Raw genomic sequence first — 20,109 nt, 5'->3', positions numbered from 1 at the left:
TCGGACTTCGGAGACGTTTTCAATGAAAATCGCTGTCCCCGCCGAGATTGACCTCGGCGAGCCGCGGGTCGCTGCGAGCCCCGATACGGTAAAGCGCCTGACCGCGCTCGGCGCCAACGTCGTGGTCGAAAGCGGCGCGGGCCTGAAATCAGGCATTCTCGACGCGGATTATGCTGCCGCCGGTGCCACCATTGCGCAGACCGCGTTCGATGCGGTGACCGATGCCGATGTGGTACTCAAGGTTCGCCGTCCGACGGAAGCCGAACTTTCGTCCTATAAGCGCGGCGCCCTGGTGTTCGCGATCATGGACCCCTACGGCAACGAGGCGGCCCTGAAGGCCATGGCCGACGCCGGCGTGGCCGCCTTCGCCATGGAGCTGATGCCCCGCATCACCCGCGCGCAGGTGATGGACGTGCTGTCCTCGCAGGCGAATCTCGCCGGCTATCGCGCGGTGATCGATGCCGCCGAGCAGTTCGGCCGCGCGCTGCCGATGATGATGACCGCCGCCGGCACGGTTCCCGCCGCCCGCGTGTTCGTCATGGGCGCCGGTGTTGCCGGCCTCCAGGCCATCGCCACCGCCCGCCGCCTCGGCGCCGTGGTGACCGCCACCGACGTGCGCCCCGCCTCCAAGGAGCAGGTCGAATCCCTCGGCGCGAAATTCGTCGCCGTGGAAGACGACGAGTTCAAGCAGGCGGAAACCGCCGCCGGCTACGCCAAGCCCATGTCGGCCGAATACCAGGCCAAGCAGGCGGCCCTGGTCGCCGAGCACATCAAGAAGCAGGACATCGTCATCACGACGGCCCTGATCCCCGGCCGCCCGGCGCCGAAGCTGATTTCGGCGGCCATGGTGGCCTCCATGAAGCCGGGTTCCGTGCTGATCGACCTCGCGGTCGAGCGCGGCGGCAATGTGGAGGGCGCAGAGCCCGGCCAGGTGGTCGACGCGAACGGTGTGAAGATCGTCGGCTATCTCAACGTGCCCGGCCGCATCGCTGCCTCGGCTTCGCTGCTTTACGCCAGGAACCTCTACGCCTTCGTCGAGACCCTGGTGGACAAACAGGCCAAGGCCCTCGCCGTGAAGTGGGACGATGAGCTCGTGAAGGCGACGCTCCTCACCCGCGACGGCGCCGTGGTTCACCCGAACTTCGCCCCCAAGGTTGAGGGAGCCGCCCAATGAACCCGATCACCGCACAAACCGCCGCAGACGCCGCCGCCCAGGCGCGCGCTGCCGCCGAGGTGGCCCGCCAGGCTGCCGAAGCCGCCCAGATCTATGCCGACCAAGCGGCCACCGCCCTCGGCGCGGTCGCCCATGCCGCCACCGGCGGCGCCATCGACCCGTTCGTGTTCCGCCTTTCCATCTTCGTGCTGGCGGTGTTCGTCGGCTATTACGTGGTGTGGTCGGTGACCCCGGCGCTGCACACACCGCTGATGTCGGTCACCAACGCCATCTCCTCGGTGATCGTGGTCGGCGCGTTGCTCGCGGTCGGCGTTAACACGGTCGGCGATGCCGGCCATTCTCTGTGGGCGCGCGGCTTCGGCTTCATCGCTCTGATCTTTGCATCGGTGAACATCTTCGGCGGGTTCCTCGTGACCAGCCGCATGCTCGCCATGTACCAAAAGAAGAAGTGAGGGCGGACCCATGAACGCCAATCTGGCCGCGCTTCTTTACCTGGTAGCGGGCATCCTCTTCGTTCTTGCGCTGCGCGGGCTCTCGCACCCGACCACTTCGCGCCAGGGCAACATGTTCGGCATGGTCGGCATGGCGATTGCTGTGCTCACCACGCTCGCGCTCTCGCCGCCCTCCGACATTCTCGGCTGGGTTCTGGTGATCGCCGGCATCGGCATCGGCGGCGGCATCGGCGCGGTTGTCGCCCGCCGCATCGCCATGACCGCGATGCCTCAGCTGGTCGCGGCCTTCCACTCGCTGGTCGGTCTCGCGGCGGTGCTGGTGGCGGCGGCGGCGCTCTATGCTCCGGCGGCGTTCGGCATCGGCGAACCCGGCAACATCCACGGGGCGAGCCTTGTGGAAATGACGCTCGGCGTTGCCATCGGCGCGATCACCTTCACCGGCTCGATCATCGCCTTCGCCAAGCTCAACGGCAACATGTCCGGCAAGCCGATCATGCTGCCCATGCGCCACTTCATTAATGGCGGTCTCGCGCTGCTGCTGCTGGTGCTGATCATCGCCTTCGTGATGACCGGCTCGATCCCGCTGTTCTGGATCATCACCATCCTTTCGCTGGCGCTGGGCGGCCTGCTGATCATTCCGATCGGCGGCGCAGACATGCCGGTGGTGGTGTCCATGCTCAACTCCTACTCGGGTTGGGCGGCGGCCGGCATCGGCTTCACGCTGGGCAATACCGCGCTCATCATCACGGGTGCTCTGGTGGGCTCCTCGGGCGCGATCCTGTCCTACATCATGTGCAAGGGCATGAACCGCTCCTTCATCTCGGTCATCCTCGGCGGCTTCGGCGGCGAGGTGGCGGCCGGCGCCGGTGGCGCGGCGGAGACCCGCCCGGTGAAGCAGGGCTCGGCGGACGATGCCGCCTACATCTTGAAGAACGCCCAGAAGGTTATCATCGTGCCGGGCTACGGCATGGCGGTGGCCCAGGCCCAGCACGCTTTGCGCGAGATGGCCGACAAGCTGAAGGAAGAGGGCGTCGAGGTGAAGTACGCCATCCATCCGGTGGCGGGCCGCATGCCCGGGCACATGAACGTGCTGCTGGCGGAAGCCCAGGTTCCCTATGACGAGGTCTTCGAACTGGAAGACATCAACTCCGAGTTCGCTCAGGCCGACGTCGCCTTCGTCATCGGCGCCAACGACGTGACCAACCCGGCCGCGAAGACCGACCCGACCTCCGCCATCTACGGCATGCCGATCCTGGATGTCGAAAAGGCGAAGACGGTGCTGTTCATCAAGCGCGGCATGGGTTCCGGCTATGCCGGCGTGGAGAACGAATTGTTCTTCCGCGACAACACAATGATGCTGTTCGGCGACGCCAAGAAGGTCACCGAGGAAATCGTCAAAAACCTCTGATCGCCGCCCGCTGCGGCGGGACGGGACGAAAAAGAAAGGCCGCCGGGACGCAAGTCCGGCGGCCTTTTTATTGATTGGAGCCCATCGCTGGTGCGTTGCGCGCGCGACGGCGGGTTGATCGACGGCGGCGCGCGCAACCGCGCTCAGGCGGCGAAGAACGCCGCCAGGCGGGGGATAACCTGCGCGGGCGCCTCGTCCATCAGCCAATGGCCCGAACCTTCCACCACGACGCCCTCCACGTGCTCTGCCACGAGCCGGCCCTGCGCGATCAGGAATTCACCGGATGCCTTCTCCGCTGTCAGCACCAGCATGGGCATGGCCAGCTTGGTTTCGGCAAAGGCAGCAAAGTCGCTTGCGTCCTGCTCGAACGCGCGGAAGACTTCGAACCCGGCCTTCATGCCGCCGGGCTGTGCGTAGGCCGCCGCGTAAATTTGGCGGTCCGCCTCGGACACCGAATGGCTAGGGTCGGCTGCGAAGTCGTTCCAGAAATGCTCGAAATAGATCCGCTCGCGGCCCTCGACGAGCGCGAGCGGCGTCTTGCCGTAGAAATGAAAATGCCAGAGGTCGCGCATCAGCCAGACATGCGTCCAATCGCCGACGCCGGGAAGAAAGGCGTCCATCAGCGCGATACGCGTCACGGCCTCGGGATATTGTGCGGCATAGGCATAGGCCACCATGAGCCCGATATCGTGGCCGACCACGCCGGCGCGGTCGATACCAAGTGCGGATGCAAGTGCACGGACATCCTGCGCCATGGTCTTCTTGTCGTATCCGCTCTCAGGCTTGGACGACGCGCCGAAGCCGCGCAGGTCCGGAGCGACGACACGATGGGTCTTTGCAAGTTCCGCGATCAGCGGCCGCCACATGTGGCTCGTCTGGGCGTAGCCGTGCAGCAGCAGGATCGGGTCGCCAGAACCGGCGGTGAGATAGTGAAGGCGAACCTCGCCGAGGTCAGCGAATTGGCTCTCGATTCCTTCCGCCCCTGGGAATGATCCTTCGGCGTTCGCTTCTGCAACCATGTCGGCGTCCCCCGTACCGTCACGAACTCGCCGCCACGATATCACGAAAGTCGGCGGCAGCGGCTGGTCGCTCGCAGATATGGGCCGCCTGCGCGGCCATCCTAACGGGGCAGATCCGCCGGGAATCCGTCAGGCGGCCGGCGGTTCCTTTGGCGTGGTGTCGAAGCGGGCTTCGCCGATCTCATGGCCGTGGCGCGAGATGAAACGGGCGAGCGCGAAGGCGCCTACCGCCGTGAGCACCAGGATGAAGCCCATGAAGCCGAGGCTGCCGCCGTCCTCGTGAAGTTTGGCGGCGGCGGCCATGCCGGTCAGCAGGATCACGCTGACGCCGCCGGTCACCGCCCAGCTATTGGACGGCTTCGGCTGTGGGTCTTCTGCGGGGGTCTCGTTCATCGCCTCAGGCTCGCATCCCGCCCGGCGGCACGCAAGAGCGCGTGCCGCTCGCTTGCGTCACGCCGCCCTCAGGGTCTTCTCCACATAGCGGCTTTCCTGGGTGCGCCCGCCATAACCATAGGCATCGGCCTTCACCTCGCGCACCAGAATGTAGCTCTCGGGATGCAGAGGACCGAGCAGATCGCCCATGGCGGCGAAGACGGCGGCGAGATAGGTGGCTTTTTCGTCCTTGGTGTTGGTGCCGTCCACCACCGCGATATCGAGCCAGAAGCTGGCAAGCCCGGCCTCGGCAAGGCTGCGCCCACCGACGAACCAGAGCGCCGGGTCCAGGAAATCCACCGCCACCGAGGTCAGGGCCGGATCCTTGCGCAGGATCCTGGCGCTGAGGGCCGAGAGTGTGGCGGCAACGGCGGAAGCGCGGGCGGTGTCGGCGGTGCCGGAGAGTTTGAGCTGAAGGATCGGCATGGGTTCGATCTCCTGTTTGGATGCCCGAACCTAGCGCTGCATATCATTTGAGAAAAATTGAATTATCAGCGGTTAGAATTTCGTTTAACTCATATATATGGCACGCAATCTGGATCTCGACCTGCTCCGCAGTTTCCTCGCCGTGGCAACGCTCGGCTCCGTCTCGGCGGCGAGCGCGCGCGTCGGGAGATCGCAATCGGCGGTCAGCCTGCAGATGGATCGGCTCTCGGACATGCTGGGCTTCGCCCTGCTGGAGCGGCGTGGGCGCGGCGTGGCGCTGACCCCGCGCGGCCTTGTCTTCCTCGACGATGCGCGCGCCCTGCTGGATCTCAATGACCGCGTGCTCGGACACCATACGGCCGGGGGCGGGAGCGAGCCGGTGCGCCTCGGCTTCGTCCAGGATGTGGGAGAAGCGGCCCTGCAACGGATCCTTGCGCGCATCGCCGCCGTCCTGCCCGGCGCGCAACTGACGGTGCAAATCGCCTCCACCGGCCGGTTGATGGCCGCGCTGAAGGCCGGAAACCTGGACCTCGCCGCCGGCTTTCGCGGCGACGGCGATCTGCCTGCGCTCGACCTGTCCCGCGAGCCCATGGAATGGCTCGGCGCGCACGCGTTGCGCCTTGCCGCCGACGCGCCGGTGCCGCTTCTCGTGTTCGAGGCGCCGTGCGTCTTCAGAGATGCGGCGATCTCCACCCTCAATGCGGCAGGGCGCGGGTTTCGCATCGCCTTCACCAGCCCGAGCCTGCCGGGCCTGCTGGCGGCCGTCGGCGCGGGACTGGGCGTTACGGTGCGCACCGCCCGCGCGCGGCGGGCGGATATCGTCACCGTCGCCGGCCTTGGCCCCGCGCCGCTGCCGTTTGTTGAACTCATCCTTTATGCGCGGGCCGAGAGCCTGTCGCCCGCCCTGCGCCTCGCGCAGGAGGTGATGCGCGAGGAATTGCAGCGCGAGCGGCCGCTGTTCGCTGCCGCCTGAGCGCCTTCTCGCGGCATTCGTCGGGCGGCGTTAGTGCTAGTGGTCCATTCCGCCCATCGCACCGCCACCCATCGTGCCGCCGCTGGTCGGCGCGCCGGCGCCGATGCCGCGCACGGCGAACACCACGTCCACCGTGCCCGCCTTCTCGAAGGTCAGCGTTCCCTTGATGCTCTCGCCTTCCTTCAATGGCCGCTTGAGATCCATGAACATCATGTGGAACCCGCCGGGTGCGAGCATCACACTGGCGCCGGGCGCGATTTCCAGCCCGCCGGAGACCGGGCGCATGGTCATGATGCCGTTGTTCATGGCCATCTCATGCACCTCGAAGCGCCCCGCCTGCTCGAACGAGCCACCGACCAGCTTGTCGGGCAGGGTGCCGGTATTGGTGATCTTCACATAGCCGCCGGCCACCTTGGCGCCGCCGGGTGTGGCGCGGCTCCAGGGCTGCTCGATTGTCAGCGTTCCGACTTTATAGATTCCGGCTGGCGCCGGCATGGCGGCAGCGGCGAGCTTCAGTGCAGGGGCCGGATATTCGAGGCGCGCGCCGCCCTCCTTGGGAATTTGCGCCCAATCGGCGCTCGCCCCTTCGCAGGTTTGCAGGACTGGGAAGTACAGCTTGGTCGCCTGCGCCTGGGGCGCGAGATAGGCGATGAAGGCGAACTCGTCATAATAGGCATTGGGCAGGTTGCCGCCGGACCAGGTGATGGTCTTCACCCCGTCCTTCACCGGCTCGCCGTGCATCACCGCATAGTTCTTTTCATAAGGGCCGTTCTCGACGGCGAGGGTCCAGCCGGCCTTGGGCTGGGGCTTTACGGTGAGGACGCCCTCGGGAATGCTCACCTTGATGCCGGTGGTGGCAGCCTCCCCGCAGCCGTGTGGGACCTTCAGGACCGCCTTGTAATAGGTGCCTGAGGTGGCCTGCCCCTCAGCAAGTGTGATGTGGGCCAGGGCGGGGCCGGAGAGGGCGAGAAGAGCAGCGGCGGCGACAAGGCTCAGCGGCGCAGTGCGCGCGAACGAAACGGACATGGAATGTCTCTCCGAATGGGTTTGAGAATCTGAAAATCAGGCTCAAACCCGTGCGGGAGGTCCCCGGGCGTGGAAGGCGTGGTGTGAATCGCCCGCCCGTGCGTACGCGACGCGGGTGGGGAAGGCGATTTTGGTGATGCGCGGTGCGGGCTGAAGCTCGGCCGCGTCGGTGGGCGACAGCAGAGGCGACGGGCCGGCCATGCATCCGAGCACGCAGCAGAGCCCCTGGTGCGGCGGGCCTCCATCCTGGGGGGCCGGTGTGCCAGCGGGGGAGGGGGTGCCGGTGCAGGTCGCGCCCCACAGGTCGGTAGCGGGAACCCCGGTGTGCTGGACCATCGCAGCGGACGACAGCACCATCTGCAGCAGGAGCGCATAGGCGAGCAACAGGCGGGAGGCCCACCCCGCCACGGTCGATCTCGCGCTGCCGGACCCGATCATATCCCTGCCATAGGCTGCGGCACAGGCGCCTGCAAGCCTGCGGGAGCCTCAGGCTGGCCGCGCGCCGGTTTCGGTGGCACGCTGTCCCGGGAATGGGGCTGTGACGCTGGGGGAGGGGGCTATGGTTTTCTGGGTTCCGTTGCTGAGCTGGACGCTTGCCCTCGCGTTGGCGGCGCTTGCGGTGGCGCGTGCGCCGCGTCCACTGCCGCCGGGCTTCGTTGCTGATCGGCTGATGCGCTACCTGTTCCTGCTGCCGGTGGGGCTGATGGGCCTGTGGGGCGCGCTTGGCCATGTCTTCTTCGCCTCAGAGGCGGCGCGCGCCATCGGCTGGGAACCGAGCCCGTTCCAGTCCGAGGTGGGCATGGCCAATCTCGGCATCGGCATGGGCGGGCTGATTGCGGCTTTCTATGGCAATTGGGGCTTTCGCCTGGGTGTCGCCGTGGTAACGGCGGGCTTCCTCGGCGGCGCGGCGACAGTCCATCTGGTGCAGATTGTCGAGACGGGGAACCTTGCGGCGGGAAATGCGGGCCCCATTCTCTATACGGACATTCTGACGCCCCTCACCCTCCTGGTGTTGTTGGCGCTCTCCCGGCACACCGCGCGGGCCTGAGCGCCCGGCACCGGGCACAGCGAGCCCCCCATGACCGAAGATGCCGAGCGCAACCGCTTCTCCGCCCGCGCCGCCCGCTATGCCCGTGTCGGTGCCAATGTGGGGGGCGTGGCGGCGCGCATGGCCGGAACGCGCCTGCTCGGGCTCGATAGGGCGGGGGGAGGCAATGCGGCGGCCCTGGCGGCGGCATTGGGCGGGCTGAAGGGCCCGCTGATGAAGGTGGCGCAGCTCATGTCCACCATTCCCGATGTGCTGCCGCCGGAGTATGCCGCCGAGCTTCAGAAGCTGCAGAACGACGCCCCACCCATGGGCTGGGCCTTCGTGCGCCGGCGCATGATGGCCGAGCTGGGGCGCGACTGGGAAAGCCGGTTCGCCTCCTTCGAGCACAAGCCGGCCGCCGCCGCCTCGCTCGGGCAGGTGCACCGCGCCGTGGCGCTCGACGGCGAGGAACTGGCCTGCAAGCTGCAATATCCCGACATGCAGGCCGCGGTGGAGGCGGATCTCAGCCAGCTTGATCTTCTGTTCTCGCTCCATCGCCGCATGGACCCCGCCATCGACACCCGCGAGATCGCTGGGGAGATCGGCGCGCGGGTGCGCGAGGAGCTGGATTATCGCCGCGAGGCCAAGCACGCCGCCCTCTACGCCTTGATGCTGGAGGGGCAGGACCATGTGCGCGTGCCAAGTGTGCGGCTCGATCTCTCCACCGGCCGCCTGCTGACGCTGCATTGGCTGGAGGGCCGTAAGATCCTGGGCTTCACCGACCACGCCCTGGAGGAGCGCAACCAATTGGCCCGCGCTATGTTCACGGCGTGGTGGTTGCCGTTCAGTCGGTTCGGGGTGATCCATGGCGATCCCCACCTTGGCAATTATACCGTCTTCACCAATGAGGCCGGAACGCCCGGCGGCATCAATCTGCTGGATTACGGTTGCATCCGCATTTTCCCGCCGGCCTTCGTGGCCGGGGTGGTGGATCTCTATCGCGGCCTTCAGGACGACGACGAGGCGCGGGTGGTGCATGCCTATGAGACCTGGGGCTTCAAGGGCCTCAAGCGCGAGCTGATCGACGTGCTGAACATCTGGGCGCGCTTCATCTATGGCCCGCTGATGGACGATCGGGTCCGCACCATCGCCGATGGCGTGGCGCCGGGCGAATATGGCCGGCGCGAAGCGTTCCGGGTGCACACGGCGCTGAAGCAGCTCGGCCCCGTGACCGTGCCGCGCGAGTTCGTCTTCATGGACCGCGCCGCTATCGGCCTAGGCGCGGTGTTCCTGCATCTCAAGGCGGAACTGAACTTCCATCGCCTGTTCGAGGAGACGGTGGCGAACTTCAGCCTGGAGGGCGTCGCGGCCCGCCAGTCTGCGGCGCTGGCTCAGGTCGGCCTCAGCTAAACAACCTCAATTGGCCGGCGCGGCGGTGCGTGAGAGGACTGAGGCGGTCCCGGCAGAGACGCCGTCGCCGGGCGTCGCTGCCCCCGCGCCCGTCGGCCCCTGGGGCGCGGGCTGGGCAGCGGCCGGCTTATCCGCGACCGGCGTAACCGCGACCGGCTTGGCCGGAGCGGATGCTGCCGCCGCGCGCGCGGTCTGGGCCTCGCCCGATGCGGTCTGTGCCGGCTGTTGCTGGCCCGTCACTGGGGCGGACATGCTCGGCGCCGGCGAGGCGAGGGTGGGATCTGCCGATTTGGGTGCATGGGCGCCTTCCGGCGGCGCGGCGGCGACCGCGGGGTTCTCGGGTGCATCGGCCGTTCCGTCGTGACCTGGCGGCGCGGCGGGTGCGGCGAGGTCTGGTGCCGATGCGCTGGCGATCTCGCTGTCGGCGGGCCGTGGCTTGGGCAGCGGCGCGCGCGCGATCGGTTGGGTACGCTGCTCGGGTGCCGGCGCGCCGTAGGCCGGCGGAGGCGGCGCGGCCCCATAGGCGGGGGCGGGCGCGTAAGGGCCGCCCGGAGCGCCGTACATGGAGGGGTCCGCCGGCTGGACGCGGCCGGAAAAAGCATCCACCGCCAGGATCAGCGGCCCGCGCCCGTCCACCGCATCCACCATGTAGGTCCGCCCGCGCAGGACCGGCCGACCGACCCGGCCATAGCCGAGGTTCAGCACGATGGAGCGGATTTCCTGGGGCGGTAGCATCGCAGCGCCGGGCACATAGGCGGGCGGCGCGCGATAGACGCGCGGCATCTCGGCCGGGGCGCCATAAACCGTGGGGGGATAGGGATAATACTGAGCCCGCGCGGGCTCGGCCGCGAGCGCTGCGGCGCCGAGCGCCAGCAGGCCCAGAGAGGCGAGGCGCCTCCCAGGCTGGTTCCGGGCGTGGCGCGCCTCTGTGAGTGGCTTGCCGCCGGAGAAGGAGCGAAAGGGCATGGGGGGTCTGCCGGAAAGCTTCATGACCGTACCAAGCCCGTTCAATGAGGCACCGTTAGGACCATATGCAGGCGCAAGCGTGCGCGAAGATTGCCGACCGTATCCGGGCCGACGCTCGCCCTTCTGCGGACGGACGGGCCTCAGATCAACCGCAGGCCCTTGAGGCTGGCATGGCCGTCGCGGCCGACGATGATGTGGTCATGCACATCGATGCCCAGCGGCTTTGCGACATCAATGATCTTGCGTGTCATGTCGATATCGGCGCGCGAGGGGGTCGGGTCGCCCGAGGGATGATTGTGGCACAAGATGATGGCGGTGGCCGAAAGCTCCAGGGCCCGCTTCACCACCTCGCGGGGATAGACCGGGGCGTGATCCACGGTGCCGTGCTGAACCACCTCGTCGGCGATGAGCTGGTTGCGCTTGTCGAGAAACAGCACCCGCACCTGCTCGCGTTCCGCAAACGCCATGGAGGCGCGGCAATAATCGAGCACCGAACTCCAGGAAGACAGGACGGGGCGCCGCTTCACCTGCCCCTTGGCGAGGCGATGGGCGGCGGCTTCCACGATCTTCAGCTCGGTGACGATGGCATCCTTCACACCGGGGATTTCGGCGAGCAGGGACGCCGGAGCGGTCACCACCTCCGCGAACGAGCCGAAGCGCTCCACGAGTGCCTTCGCGAGCGGCTTCACGTCGCGCCGTGGCACGGCGCGGAACAGCACCAGTTCAAGCAATTCGTAATCGGCCAGCGCCGCCGGCCCCGCCTCGCGGAAGCGGGCACGCAACCGGTCGCGATGCCCCAGGAAATGGGGAGACGCCTCGGCAATGCCGTCCTCGGGCTCCCCCGCCATGGTCAGGCCGGCAGATAAGGCGGCTTGTGGTAGCCCTTCGGGCTTAGGGTGAAGATCTCCACTCCAGTCTGGGTGACGCCAACCGTGTGCTCGAACTGGGCGGAAAGCGAGCGATCGCGCGTCACGGCGGTCCAGCCGTCCGAGAGCACCTTCACATGGGGGCGGCCGAGATTGATCATGGGCTCGACCGTGAAGATCATGCCCGGCTTCAATTCAGGCCCCTCGCCGCGCCGGCCCACATGGACGATGTTCGGCTCGTCGTGGAACACTTGGCCGACGCCATGGCCGCAGAAATCGCGCACCACACTCATGTGCTGCGGCTCGACGAAATCCTGGATCGCCGCGCCGATGTCGCCCACATGGCCGCCGGGCTTGATGGCCTCGATGCCGAGCATCATGGAATCATAGGTCACCTCGATCAGCCGCTCGGCCCGGCGGGGGATTTCCCCGATGGCGAACATGCGGCTGGAATCGCCGTACCAACCGTCGACGATCAGGGTCACGTCCACGTTGACGATGTCCCCTTCCCGCAGCGGGCGCGGATTGGGCATGCCGTGGCAGACCACGTGATTGATGGAGGTGCACACCGAATAGCGATAGCCGCGATACATCAGCGTCGCCGGCAGGGCACCGTTGTCCATGGCGAACTGATAGATCAGGTCGTCGATGGCGGCGGTGGAGACACCCGGCCCGACCATCTCGGCCACGGCATCGAGCGCCCGGGCGGTGAGCTGGCCGGCCTTACGCATGCCCTCGAAGGCGGCAGGGCTATAGAGCTTGATATGGCCGGTCTTCCTGAGCGGCGCCTGGGCCGCATCCACATAATTCATCGCATTGGTCCTGCGCCGGCATGGGCTGCCAGCATTGATTGCATTTGCATCAGATTTAGGCCATGTGGCGCGCAAAGCAAGTCTCGGCGCGCCTTTGCATGTCACCGGCGCACGGAAGCCACGCCTCAGCCCAGCATGGGAATGGGGCGGTCCAAGGCGATGCCGCCGGCATCGAGCCGGCATGCGAAGGCTAGCGCCTCCACTCCAGCCGCGCGGGCAAGGTCGAACGCCGCGCCATAGGCGGGATCGATGTCGCGGGCGAGCGCCACGCTCTGCGCCGAGCCGATCTGGCACAGATAGACCATCACCGCGCGCGCGCCGTCGCGCGCCTGAGCGGCCAATTCCACCAGATGCTTGGTGCCGCGCGCGGTGACGCAATCGGGAAATTCGGAAAAGTGCGGGCGGCGCATGAGGTGCACGTTCTTCACCTCGACGAAGCAGGGCGGCCGGCCCGCGCTTTCCAGCAGCAGGTCGATGCGGCTGTTGAGGCCATAGGGCACCTCGCGCCGCAGACTGTCGTAGCCGGCGAGTTCGGGAATGGCCCCGGCCCGCACCGCGTCGGCGACCAGGGCGTTGGGATGCATGGTGTTGACCCCCACCAACTCCAGCCCCGCGCCGAAATCCGCCTCCACCATCTCCCAGCTCAGCGGCAGCTTGCGTGTGGGAACGGGCGAGCGCGACAGCCAAATCCGCGCGCCCGGCGTCGCGAGCCCGCTCATGGCGCCGGAATTGGCCACATGGACAATGGTCTCGGTCCCGTCCGCCAGCACTACGTCAGCGAGAAAGCGTTTGTAGCGGCGCACCAGGGTCGCCGGTTCGAGGGCGTGGGGGAAGCGCATCAGGCCCGGGCGTCGCTGCGGCCGGCGAGGCAGAACAGAGTCTGCGTTCCGGCGGCGCAATGGATGCGCTCGCCGTCCGCCTCGGCGAACACATCGATGCGGACAATGGTGAGGGTGCGCCCGGCCTTCAGCACCTCGCCGATCGCGATCAGGCGCTCGCCTCGGCCCGGCGACATGATGTTCACCTTGTATTCCACCGTCACAACGCTGGAATCGGCGGGGAAAAGAGTAAAGGCGGCATATCCGCCGGCGGTGTCGGCGATGGCCCCGATGGAGCCGCCGTGAAAATAGCCATGCTGCTGGGTGAGGCCTTCGGCAAAGGGGAGGATGACGTCCACCCGTCCCGCTTCCACGCGCCCCAGCTGCGCGCCGATGGTCGCCATGAATGGCTGGCGGGCGAAGCTGTCGCGTACGCGCTGCTCGAAATCGGGGTCGGGGGGCGGGAAGGCGAGGGCTGGCATGAAAAAGGGTCCCGGAACACGATGCTCCGGGACCCTCTTACATCAAGTGCCGGGCCGCGCGAGCCCCCCGGCGCACGCCTCACTGCACGAAGATGTTCTTCAGTGTGCCGATGCCATCGATGACGATGTCAATCTCGTTCGACGGGTCCTTCATGGAGCCGACGCCTACCGAAGTGCCGCAGGCGATCAGATCGCCGGGATTGAGGGTCATGTCCTGCGAGAGCAGGGCCACGAGGCGGTGCGGCGGGAAGATCATGTCGGCGAGCGGATAATTCTGCCGCTCGGCACCGTTGAGGATGGTGCGCACGCTGGCGCTGGCGGCGTCGAACGCGGTCTCGATCCAGGGACCGAACGGGCCATATTGGTCGAAGCCCTTGGCGCGCGCCCATTGCGGGAAGGTGGGATCCTTGTTCAGGATGTCGGCGGCCGTGATGTCGTTGACGATGGTATAGCCGAAGATGTGGGCGGCCGCCTCGTCCTCTGAGATATTGCTCGTGGTCTTGCCGATGACGATGCCGAGCTCGCCCTCATAGACCGTCTTGCCGGAATAGGCCGGCGGGCGATGCACGATGCTCCCCGGTGCGGCGACCGAGGTGGTGGCCTTGAGCAGATAGAGCGGCTCGGCCGGCTCGGCGACATTGAGCTTGGCGGCAAGGCCGTGGAAATTGTTCCACAGGGCGATGATCTTGCTCGGCACGCTCGGGGCTTCGAGCGTCACGGACGAGAGCGCCAGGCTCTCGCCGGTCGGCGTCGCGCCGACGAACATGTCGCCCTGGTGCACGGCGATGGCTTCGCCCTCCAGCGTGCCGAAGCCGGTGCTGCCGTTCTTGGTGAAACGGACCCATTTCGCCATATGGCGTCTCCTGAAAACGAAAGGACGAACGGCCCGGCGCGGGTGCGCCGGGCCTTTGTGGGTTCAGCCCTTGAGGACTTCGACCAGGGTCTTGCCGAGACGCGCCGGCGAGGGGGAGACGCGGATGCCGGCCGCTTCCATGGCCGCGATCTTGTCTTCCGCACCGCCCTTGCCGCCCGAGATGATCGCGCCCGCATGGCCCATGCGCCGACCCGGAGGCGCCGTGCGGCCGGCGATGAAGCCAACCATCGGCTTCTTGCGACCGCGCTTGGCCTCATCCGCGATAAACTGCGCCGCATCTTCTTCCGCGGAGCCGCCGATCTCGCCGATCATCACGATCGACAAGGTGTGCGGATCGGCCAGGAACAGCTCCAGCACGTCGATGAACTCGGTGCCCTTCACCGGGTCGCCGCCGATGCCCACCGCGCTGGTCTGGCCAAGGCCTTCCTGCGTGGTCTGGAACACCGCCTCATAGGTCAGCGTGCCCGAGCGCGACACGACGCCCACCGAGCCCTTCTTGAAGATATTGCCCGGCATGATGCCGATCTTGCATTCGCCAGCGGTCATCACGCCCGGGCAGTTCGGCCCGATCAGACGCGACTTGGAGCCCGACAGCGCCCGCTTCACCTTCACCATGTCCAGCACCGGGATGCCCTCGGTGATGCAGACGATCAGCGGGATTTCCGCGTCGATGGCTTCCAGGATCGCGTCGGCCGCGCCCGGAGGCGGCACATAGATCACGCTGGCATCGGCGCCGGTGGCTTCGCGGGCCTCGATCACGGTGTCGAACACCGGCAGGCCGAGATGGGTGGTGCCGCCCTTGCCCGGCGAGGTGCCGCCGACCACCTTGGTTCCGTAGGCGATCGCCTGTTCGGAATGGAAGGTGCCGTTCTTGCCGGTGAAGCCCTGGGTGATGACCTTGGTATTGGCGTCGATAAGCACGGACATCACGCAGCTTCCTTCTTCACCGCGCCCACGATCTTCTGCGCGGCGTCGTCGAGGTCATCGGCGGGGATCACATTCAAGCCGCTCTCGCGGATGATCTTTTTCCCGAGGTCCACGTTCGTGCCTTCGAGGCGCACGACGAGGGGAACGCCGAGCCCCACCTCCTTCACCGCCGCCAGCACGCCTTCGGCAATTACGTCGCAGCGCATGATGCCGCCGAAGATGTTCACCAAGATGCCCTTTACATTGGGGTCCGCGGTGATGATCTTGAACGCCGCTGTGACCTTCTCCTTGGTGGCGCCGCCGCCGACATCCAGGAAGTTCGCGGGGGCAAGCCCGTACAGCTTGATGATGTCCATGGTCGCCATGGCAAGGCCGGCGCCGTTGACCATGCAGCCGATGGTGCCATCGAGCGTGATGTAATTGAGATCGTACCGGGAGGCTTCGATTTCCTTGGCATCTTCTTCGCTCTCGTCGCGCAGCGAGGCGATGTCGGGATGGCGGAACAGGGCATTGCCGTCGAAGCCCACTTTCGCGTCCAGCACCTTGATCTTGCCGTCCTTGGTCACCACCAGCGGGTTGATCTCAAGCATCTCCATGTCCTTCTCCACGAACGCCGTGAAGAGCGTCGTGGTGAGGGCCTGGACCTGCTTGGCGAGATCGCCCGACAGGCCGAGCGCATCGGCAACGCGGCGGCCATGATGCGGCTGGATGCCAGTGGCGGTATCGACCGAGAAAGTCACGATCTTCTCAGGGCTATTGTGGGCGACGTCCTCGATGTCCATGCCGCCTTCGGTGGACACAACGAACGAGACCCGCGAGGTGGTGCGATCCACCAGGAGGGAGATGTAGAACTCCTTCGCGATGGCTGCCCCTTCCTCGATATAGAGGCGGTTCACCTGCTTGCCGGCCGCGCCGGTCTGGATGGTGACGAGGGTGTTGCCGAGCATCTCCTGCGCGGCCGCCTTGACCTCCCCGGGGGTGCGCACCACGCGCACGCCGCCCTTGGAGCCGGTCGGCAATTCCTTGAACGTGCCCTTGCCGCGGCCACCGGCATGGATCTGCGACTTCACGACCACGACGAGGCCGCCAAGCTCCTTCGCGCCGAGCTGTTTGGCCGCCGCCTCGGCTTCCTCGGGGGTGAAAGCGGGAATGCCGCGCGAGACCGGCGCACCGTAATCGCGAAGGATCGCCTTCGCCTGATATTCATGGATGTTCATGAGGGTGTTCCCCCTTGCGTGGGTGGGCCGCGTTGGTCGCGGCTCCGGCGTTTCGGCGCATGGGCGCGCCGGGCCGGGATGGATGCCGGCGGCGTGACGCGCCCGGCGGACGAGGATGATACTGGGCGGGCGCGCGGCCTCGCCAAACCGAGCCTCTCCCATGAGAGGGCCGGGCCGCAGGCTCAGCCCGCAGGTCCGGCAACGCGCCGATCTCGTCCCGCTTCAACCCGCATCGCGGAGAAGCCAAAGGGGGTCATCCCATGTCGAGGATGCCCGAAAAAACCGTCCTGTGCGGCTAGAGCGCTTTCCCGTTTCATGGAGTCGGGAAACCACTCTATCTCATTGTGTGGGCGCGTTTTCTTCACGCGAACCGGATTCCACTTCGCTCGAAAACGCTCCATGGCGGATGCCGCGAGCGGCGGGGCCGTGGCACATAGGGAAAATGCTGTTCCGCAGGGCACAAAGTCGGCAGGCGGAAGGTTGAAAAGACCAAGCCCGCGGCGCATGCGGGGCGAGGCTCGAGCAAGGTCAGCCGGGGATGCTGGGGTAAAGAAGACGGCGCACGTGGGCGCGCCGTCCGGGAAGGCCAAAGCCTTCGTTCAAACTGAAGCTTCGTTCAGGCCGAAGCCTCAGACCGCGCGGGCGGCGTGAAGCTGCTTGATCTGCTCTTCGTTATAGCCGAGCTGGGCCAGCACTTCGTCGGTGTGCTCGCCGAGCAGCGGGGAGCCGGTGATCTCAACCGAGGTGTCCGAGAACTTGATCGGGCTACCGACGGTCAGATACTTGCCACGCTCCTTGTGATCGACTTCCACGATGGTGCCGCTCTCGCGCAGGGACGGATCCTCGGCGATTTCCTTCATGGTGAGCACGGGCGCGCAGGGGATATCGAACTTGCGCAGGATATCCACCGCCTCGAACTTGGTCTTGTCCGAGAGCCAGTTCTCAATATAGGCGAAGATGTCGAAGATCTTGTCCTGACGGGCTTCAGCGGTGTTGTAAGCGGGATCGGAGATCCACTCTTCCTTGCCCAGCGCCTTGCAGATGGGCGCCCAGGCATGGCCCTGGATGGTGAAGTAGATATAGGCGTTGGGATCGGTCTCCCAGCCCTTGCACTTCAGAACCCAGCCCGGCTGACCGCCGCCGCCGGCATTGCCGCCACGGGGAACCACGTCCGAGAAGGTGCCGTGCGGATACTGGGGATATTCCTCCAGATAGCCGACGCGGTCGAGGCGCTGCTGGTCGCGCAGCTTGACGCGGCACAGGTTGATGACCGCATCCTGCATGGAGACGGCGACCTTCTGGCCCTTGCCGGTCTTGTTGCGGCCGTGCAGGGCGGTGAGGATGCCGATGGCAAGGTGCATGCCGGTGTTGCTGTCGCCCAGCGCAGCGGAGGAGACAGTCGGAGGGCCATCCCAGAAGCCGGTGGTGGAAGCGGCACCGCCGGCGCACTGCGCGACGTTTTCATAGACTTTGAGGTCTTCGTAATGATGGCCGTCGCTGAAGCCCTTGACGGACGCGACGATCATGCCGGGGTTCAGCTCGTTGATGTGCTCCCAAGTGAAGCCCATGCGGTCGAGCGCGCCGGGGCCGAAATTCTCCACCAGCACATCGGATTCCTTGATGAGCTTGGTGAGGACTTCCTTGCCTTCGGCGGTCTTGGTGTCCAGCGTCAGCGAGCGCTTGTTGCTGTTCAGCATGGTGAAATAGAGCGCGTCGGCATTGCTGATGTCGCGCAGCTGGGAGCGGGTGACATCGCCCGAGCCGGGCCGCTCGACCTTGATCACGTCCGCGCCGAACCAAGCGAGAAGCTGCGTACAGGCCGGTCCGGCCTGTACGTGCGTGAAGTCGATAATCTTAATGCCTTCCAGTGGCTTGCTCATGATCGTCGAATTCCCTTTCGAGCGTTTGACTTTATTCCCGGCGTTCTGCACCCATCGGCTTCAGCCAGGAAGTGAAAACCTTCCCCGCCTGGCCGTTCGACCTGGGACGCGGAAGGGGCGCTAGTTTTTTACTAGCTTATTTTATTCCATTATTTGGGCCGCCCGGCCGCGAGGCGGGACGGATCTGGAATATTGAAAAGACGGGCTGGCGCAGGTACCGCGGGCCTGCCCGGCGCAGAACGACAGCGCACGGGCGGCGCGACCTTGGGCGCGCAAATTGAATGGCGGAACGGGCGCTGCACACGCGCCGGCATCGGCCGGGCGGGGGCGCCTTGCGGGGCCGGCACGATGATCGTGCCGGCAGATACTGCCGCAGATGCGGCCGGTTTCTCATGCGCGTGCATCGTCTCACTCTTTCGGCGATCACCGCCCCTGTCCATCGCCCGCCGCCGGAAGGCGCCGGTCGTTCCGTTTGTCGCGAGGCCTGGCTTCCATGGTGCCAGGGTCTCGGTTGCTGCGGCGGCGCGGCCCCTGCGGAACCGCGCCGCCGCTTGAAACTCCTATTCCGCCGCCTGGCGGAAGGGCTCGCCCACCGCGCCCGACTGCTTCACGGCCGCGATGCGGTCCGCGTCGAAGCCCAGGACCTGGGCGAGGATCTCGTCGGTGTGTTCCCCGAGCAGCGGCGAGCGCTCCACTGGGACCTCATTGTCCGACAGCTTTATGGGGTTGCCGACCGTCAGGTAGCTCCCGCGCGCCGGGTGCTCCACCTCCACCAGCGTGCCGGTGGCATACAGCGACTTGTCCTCGGCGATCTCCTTCATGGAGAGGATCGGGCCGCAGGGAATGTCGTATTTGTTCAGCACATCCATGGCCTCGAACTTGGTGTGGGCCATGGTCCAGGCTTCGATGCGCGTGAAGATTTCGTTGAGGTGCGGCAGGCGGCCGGCGGGCGTGGCGTAATCCGGATTGGTCTTCCAGGTGGGCTCGCCGATCACGTCGCAGATCTTCTCCCAGACCGGAGCCTGAGTGATGAAATAGAGATAGGCGTTGTCGTCGTGCTCCCACCCCTTGCAGCGCAGGATGCGCCCGGGCTGGCCGCCGCCGGAATCATTGCCCGCGCGGGGCACGGTGTCGCCGAACGGCACGCCTTCGCCGAACTGGCTGTATTCACGCAGCGGCCCGCGCGCCAGGCGCTGCTGGTCGCGCATCTTTACGCGGCACAGATTCAGCACGCTGTCCTGCATGGCGCACAGCACCTTCTGGCCGCGGCCGGTGTGCTCGCGCTGGAACAGGGCGGTAACGATGCCGAGGGCGAGGTGGAGGCCCGTGCCGCTGTCACCGATCTGGGCGCCGGTCACGGTCGGTAGGCCGTCGCGGAAGCCGGTGGTGGAGGCCGCGCCGCCGGTGCATTGGGCGACGTTTTCATACACCTTGCAATCCTCGAACGGGCCGGGGCCGAAGCCCTTCACGGAGGCCACGATCAGGCGCGGGTTCAGCTCCTGCAGGCGTTCCCAGGTGAAGCCCATGCGGTCGAGGGCGCCAGGAGCGAAATTCTCCACCAGCACGTCGCACACCTTCACCAAGTCTTCGAGGACGGACTTGCCTTCCTTGTTCTTGGTATCGAGCGTGATCGAACGCTTATTGGAATTCAGCATGGTGAAATAGAGGCTGTCGGCATTGGGCACGTCGCGCAGCTGGGTGCGCGTGACGTCGCCCTCGCCGGGGCGCTCCACCTTGATCACGTCGGCGCCGAACCAGGCGAGCAATTGGGTGCAGGTCGGTCCTGACTGGACGTGGGTGAAATCGAGAATGCGGACACCATCCAGAGCCTTGGCCATCTATTTCCTCTTTTCCTCTCCGCGCGCGCCTTAAGCAACGCTTGGTCTTGTTCGTTGGTTATCGACGCGGGTGAAGGGGATG

The 20,109-nt window shown here is 66.4% G+C and carries 21 protein-coding genes; 6 read left to right on the top strand and 15 right to left on the bottom strand.

Going from position 1 to position 20,109, the window contains the following annotated elements; genetic code table 11:
* The first annotated feature begins 22 nt into the window (after positions 1 to 22).
* Genes V5F77_RS21880 through V5F77_RS21870 form a run of 3 tightly spaced genes read left to right on the top strand, consistent with a single transcriptional unit; the run spans position 23 to position 3,034 of the window.
* Positions 23 to 1,174 carry a Re/Si-specific NAD(P)(+) transhydrogenase subunit alpha gene (locus V5F77_RS21880; RefSeq protein WP_429007468.1) on the top strand — a complete coding sequence of 384 codons (1,152 nt, stop codon included), beginning with the start codon at positions 23 to 25 and terminating at the stop codon, positions 1,172 to 1,174.
* Positions 1,171 to 1,626 carry a proton-translocating transhydrogenase family protein gene (locus tag V5F77_RS21875; RefSeq protein ID WP_394086197.1) on the top strand — a complete coding sequence of 152 codons (456 nt, stop codon included), beginning with the start codon at positions 1,171 to 1,173 and terminating at the stop codon, positions 1,624 to 1,626. The genes V5F77_RS21880 and V5F77_RS21875 overlap by 4 nt, the downstream gene beginning before the upstream one ends.
* 10 nt (positions 1,627 to 1,636) lie before the next feature.
* Complete coding sequence (locus tag V5F77_RS21870) at positions 1,637 to 3,034, top strand: NAD(P)(+) transhydrogenase (Re/Si-specific) subunit beta (RefSeq protein WP_429007467.1); 1,398 nt, start codon at positions 1,637 to 1,639, stop codon at positions 3,032 to 3,034.
* A gap of 143 nt (positions 3,035 to 3,177) precedes the next feature.
* Here the strand turns inward: V5F77_RS21870 and V5F77_RS21865 are convergent, their stop codons facing one another.
* The 3 genes from V5F77_RS21865 to V5F77_RS21855 form a co-directional block, all read right to left on the bottom strand.
* Entirely contained in the window at positions 3,178 to 4,053 is an 876-nt protein-coding gene (locus tag V5F77_RS21865) for an alpha/beta fold hydrolase (protein WP_429007466.1), read from the bottom strand.
* A 129-nt stretch (positions 4,054 to 4,182) separates the two neighbouring features.
* Positions 4,183 to 4,446 carry a hypothetical protein gene (locus V5F77_RS21860; protein WP_429007465.1) on the bottom strand — a complete coding sequence of 88 codons (264 nt, stop codon included), beginning with the start codon at positions 4,444 to 4,446 and terminating at the stop codon, positions 4,183 to 4,185.
* 57 nt (positions 4,447 to 4,503) lie between these two features.
* Entirely contained in the window at positions 4,504 to 4,911 is a 408-nt protein-coding gene (locus tag V5F77_RS21855; protein WP_429007464.1) for a tautomerase family protein, read from the bottom strand.
* Positions 4,912 to 5,008: 97 nt separating this feature from the next.
* On the opposite strand from V5F77_RS21855, the gene V5F77_RS21850 reads away from it, so the two are divergent.
* On the top strand, positions 5,009 to 5,884 hold the full coding sequence (locus tag V5F77_RS21850; RefSeq protein WP_429007463.1) for a LysR substrate-binding domain-containing protein: 876 nt from the start codon (positions 5,009 to 5,011) through the stop codon (positions 5,882 to 5,884).
* A 36-nt stretch (positions 5,885 to 5,920) separates the two neighbouring features.
* On the opposite strand, the gene V5F77_RS21845 is transcribed toward V5F77_RS21850, so the two are convergent.
* Complete coding sequence (locus V5F77_RS21845; protein WP_429007462.1) at positions 5,921 to 6,910, bottom strand: DUF1775 domain-containing protein; 990 nt, start codon at positions 6,908 to 6,910, stop codon at positions 5,921 to 5,923.
* 42 nt (positions 6,911 to 6,952) lie between these two features.
* Positions 6,953 to 7,318: a hypothetical protein gene (locus V5F77_RS21840; protein WP_429007461.1), complete on the bottom strand. Its 366-nt coding sequence runs from the start codon at positions 7,316 to 7,318 to the stop codon at positions 6,953 to 6,955.
* A 151-nt stretch (positions 7,319 to 7,469) separates the two neighbouring features.
* On the opposite strand from V5F77_RS21840, the gene V5F77_RS21835 reads away from it, so the two are divergent.
* Complete coding sequence (locus V5F77_RS21835) at positions 7,470 to 7,958, top strand: DUF6790 family protein (RefSeq protein WP_429007460.1); 489 nt, start codon at positions 7,470 to 7,472, stop codon at positions 7,956 to 7,958.
* 30 nt (positions 7,959 to 7,988) lie between these two features.
* Positions 7,989 to 9,347, top strand: coding sequence for an ABC1 kinase family protein (locus V5F77_RS21830; protein ID WP_429007459.1), 1,359 nt, complete (start codon positions 7,989 to 7,991; stop codon positions 9,345 to 9,347).
* Positions 9,348 to 9,353: 6 nt separating this feature from the next.
* Here the strand turns inward: V5F77_RS21830 and V5F77_RS21825 are convergent, their stop codons facing one another.
* The 10 genes from V5F77_RS21825 to frc (V5F77_RS21780) all read right to left on the bottom strand — a co-directional run bounded on the left by V5F77_RS21825 (position 9,354) and on the right by frc (V5F77_RS21780) (position 20,027).
* Positions 9,354 to 10,313: a hypothetical protein gene (locus V5F77_RS21825; RefSeq protein ID WP_429007458.1), complete on the bottom strand. Its 960-nt coding sequence runs from the start codon at positions 10,311 to 10,313 to the stop codon at positions 9,354 to 9,356.
* 140 nt (positions 10,314 to 10,453) lie between these two features.
* Positions 10,454 to 11,161 carry a RadC family protein gene (radC, locus tag V5F77_RS21820; protein WP_429007457.1) on the bottom strand — a complete coding sequence of 236 codons (708 nt, stop codon included), beginning with the start codon at positions 11,159 to 11,161 and terminating at the stop codon, positions 10,454 to 10,456.
* Between the two features lie 2 nt (positions 11,162 to 11,163).
* Positions 11,164 to 11,991, bottom strand: coding sequence for a type I methionyl aminopeptidase (gene map / locus V5F77_RS21815; RefSeq protein WP_429007456.1), 828 nt, complete (start codon positions 11,989 to 11,991; stop codon positions 11,164 to 11,166).
* 125 nt (positions 11,992 to 12,116) lie between these two features.
* Complete coding sequence (sfsA, locus tag V5F77_RS21810; protein ID WP_429007455.1) at positions 12,117 to 12,830, bottom strand: DNA/RNA nuclease SfsA; 714 nt, start codon at positions 12,828 to 12,830, stop codon at positions 12,117 to 12,119.
* Complete coding sequence (locus V5F77_RS21805; RefSeq protein WP_429007454.1) at positions 12,830 to 13,291, bottom strand: PaaI family thioesterase; 462 nt, start codon at positions 13,289 to 13,291, stop codon at positions 12,830 to 12,832. Before V5F77_RS21805 ends, sfsA begins: the two co-directional genes overlap by 1 nt.
* A gap of 79 nt (positions 13,292 to 13,370) precedes the next feature.
* Complete coding sequence (locus V5F77_RS21800; protein ID WP_429007453.1) at positions 13,371 to 14,144, bottom strand: fumarylacetoacetate hydrolase family protein; 774 nt, start codon at positions 14,142 to 14,144, stop codon at positions 13,371 to 13,373.
* Between the two features lie 63 nt (positions 14,145 to 14,207).
* Positions 14,208 to 15,092 (bottom strand): succinate--CoA ligase subunit alpha, encoded by an 885-nt coding sequence (gene sucD / locus V5F77_RS21795; protein ID WP_429006915.1) that lies wholly within the window; start codon positions 15,090 to 15,092, stop codon positions 14,208 to 14,210.
* On the bottom strand, positions 15,092 to 16,309 hold the full coding sequence (gene sucC, locus V5F77_RS21790; RefSeq protein ID WP_429007452.1) for an ADP-forming succinate--CoA ligase subunit beta: 1,218 nt from the start codon (positions 16,307 to 16,309) through the stop codon (positions 15,092 to 15,094). Before sucC ends, sucD begins: the two co-directional genes overlap by 1 nt.
* 629 nt (positions 16,310 to 16,938) lie before the next feature.
* Positions 16,939 to 18,189 carry a formyl-CoA transferase gene (frc, locus tag V5F77_RS21785; RefSeq protein WP_429007451.1) on the bottom strand — a complete coding sequence of 417 codons (1,251 nt, stop codon included), beginning with the start codon at positions 18,187 to 18,189 and terminating at the stop codon, positions 16,939 to 16,941.
* A 560-nt stretch (positions 18,190 to 18,749) separates the two neighbouring features.
* Positions 18,750 to 20,027, bottom strand: coding sequence for a formyl-CoA transferase (gene frc, locus V5F77_RS21780; RefSeq protein ID WP_429007450.1), 1,278 nt, complete (start codon positions 20,025 to 20,027; stop codon positions 18,750 to 18,752).
* Positions 20,028 to 20,109 lie beyond the last annotated feature (82 nt).

The organism is Roseixanthobacter psychrophilus, from assembly GCF_043195195.1.
Taxonomy (GTDB): Bacteria; Pseudomonadota; Alphaproteobacteria; order Rhizobiales; family Xanthobacteraceae; genus NCEH01.
Note: the sequence above shows the minus strand (reverse complement) of the source record. Positions and strands in the feature narration are given on the sequence as shown.

Excerpts from the sequence above, each read along its gene's own strand:
- radC (WP_429007457.1), bottom strand. The coding sequence starts at position 11,161 with ATGGCGGGGGAGCCCGAGGACGGCATTGCCGAGGCGTCTCCCCATTTC.
- V5F77_RS21875 (WP_394086197.1), top strand. The coding sequence starts at position 1,171 with ATGAACCCGATCACCGCACAAACCGCCGCAGACGCCGCCGCCCAGGCG.
- V5F77_RS21805 (WP_429007454.1), bottom strand. The coding sequence starts at position 13,291 with ATGCCAGCCCTCGCCTTCCCGCCCCCCGACCCCGATTTCGAGCAGCGC.
- V5F77_RS21800 (WP_429007453.1), bottom strand. The coding sequence starts at position 14,144 with ATGGCGAAATGGGTCCGTTTCACCAAGAACGGCAGCACCGGCTTCGGC.
- V5F77_RS21835 (WP_429007460.1), top strand. The coding sequence starts at position 7,470 with ATGGTTTTCTGGGTTCCGTTGCTGAGCTGGACGCTTGCCCTCGCGTTG.
- V5F77_RS21845 (WP_429007462.1), bottom strand. The coding sequence starts at position 6,910 with ATGTCCGTTTCGTTCGCGCGCACTGCGCCGCTGAGCCTTGTCGCCGCC.
- V5F77_RS21880 (WP_429007468.1), top strand. The coding sequence starts at position 23 with ATGAAAATCGCTGTCCCCGCCGAGATTGACCTCGGCGAGCCGCGGGTC.
- frc (WP_429007450.1), bottom strand. The coding sequence starts at position 20,027 with ATGGCCAAGGCTCTGGATGGTGTCCGCATTCTCGATTTCACCCACGTC.
- map (WP_429007456.1), bottom strand. The coding sequence starts at position 11,991 with ATGAATTATGTGGATGCGGCCCAGGCGCCGCTCAGGAAGACCGGCCAT.
- sfsA (WP_429007455.1), bottom strand. The coding sequence starts at position 12,830 with ATGCGCTTCCCCCACGCCCTCGAACCGGCGACCCTGGTGCGCCGCTAC.
- V5F77_RS21860 (WP_429007465.1), bottom strand. The coding sequence starts at position 4,446 with ATGAACGAGACCCCCGCAGAAGACCCACAGCCGAAGCCGTCCAATAGC.
- V5F77_RS21825 (WP_429007458.1), bottom strand. The coding sequence starts at position 10,313 with ATGCCCTTTCGCTCCTTCTCCGGCGGCAAGCCACTCACAGAGGCGCGC.
- V5F77_RS21830 (WP_429007459.1), top strand. The coding sequence starts at position 7,989 with ATGACCGAAGATGCCGAGCGCAACCGCTTCTCCGCCCGCGCCGCCCGC.
- V5F77_RS21855 (WP_429007464.1), bottom strand. The coding sequence starts at position 4,911 with ATGCCGATCCTTCAGCTCAAACTCTCCGGCACCGCCGACACCGCCCGC.
- V5F77_RS21850 (WP_429007463.1), top strand. The coding sequence starts at position 5,009 with ATGGCACGCAATCTGGATCTCGACCTGCTCCGCAGTTTCCTCGCCGTG.
- frc (WP_429007451.1), bottom strand. The coding sequence starts at position 18,189 with ATGAGCAAGCCACTGGAAGGCATTAAGATTATCGACTTCACGCACGTA.
- sucC (WP_429007452.1), bottom strand. The coding sequence starts at position 16,309 with ATGAACATCCATGAATATCAGGCGAAGGCGATCCTTCGCGATTACGGT.
- V5F77_RS21870 (WP_429007467.1), top strand. The coding sequence starts at position 1,637 with ATGAACGCCAATCTGGCCGCGCTTCTTTACCTGGTAGCGGGCATCCTC.
- sucD (WP_429006915.1), bottom strand. The coding sequence starts at position 15,092 with ATGTCCGTGCTTATCGACGCCAATACCAAGGTCATCACCCAGGGCTTC.
- V5F77_RS21865 (WP_429007466.1), bottom strand. The coding sequence starts at position 4,053 with ATGGTTGCAGAAGCGAACGCCGAAGGATCATTCCCAGGGGCGGAAGGA.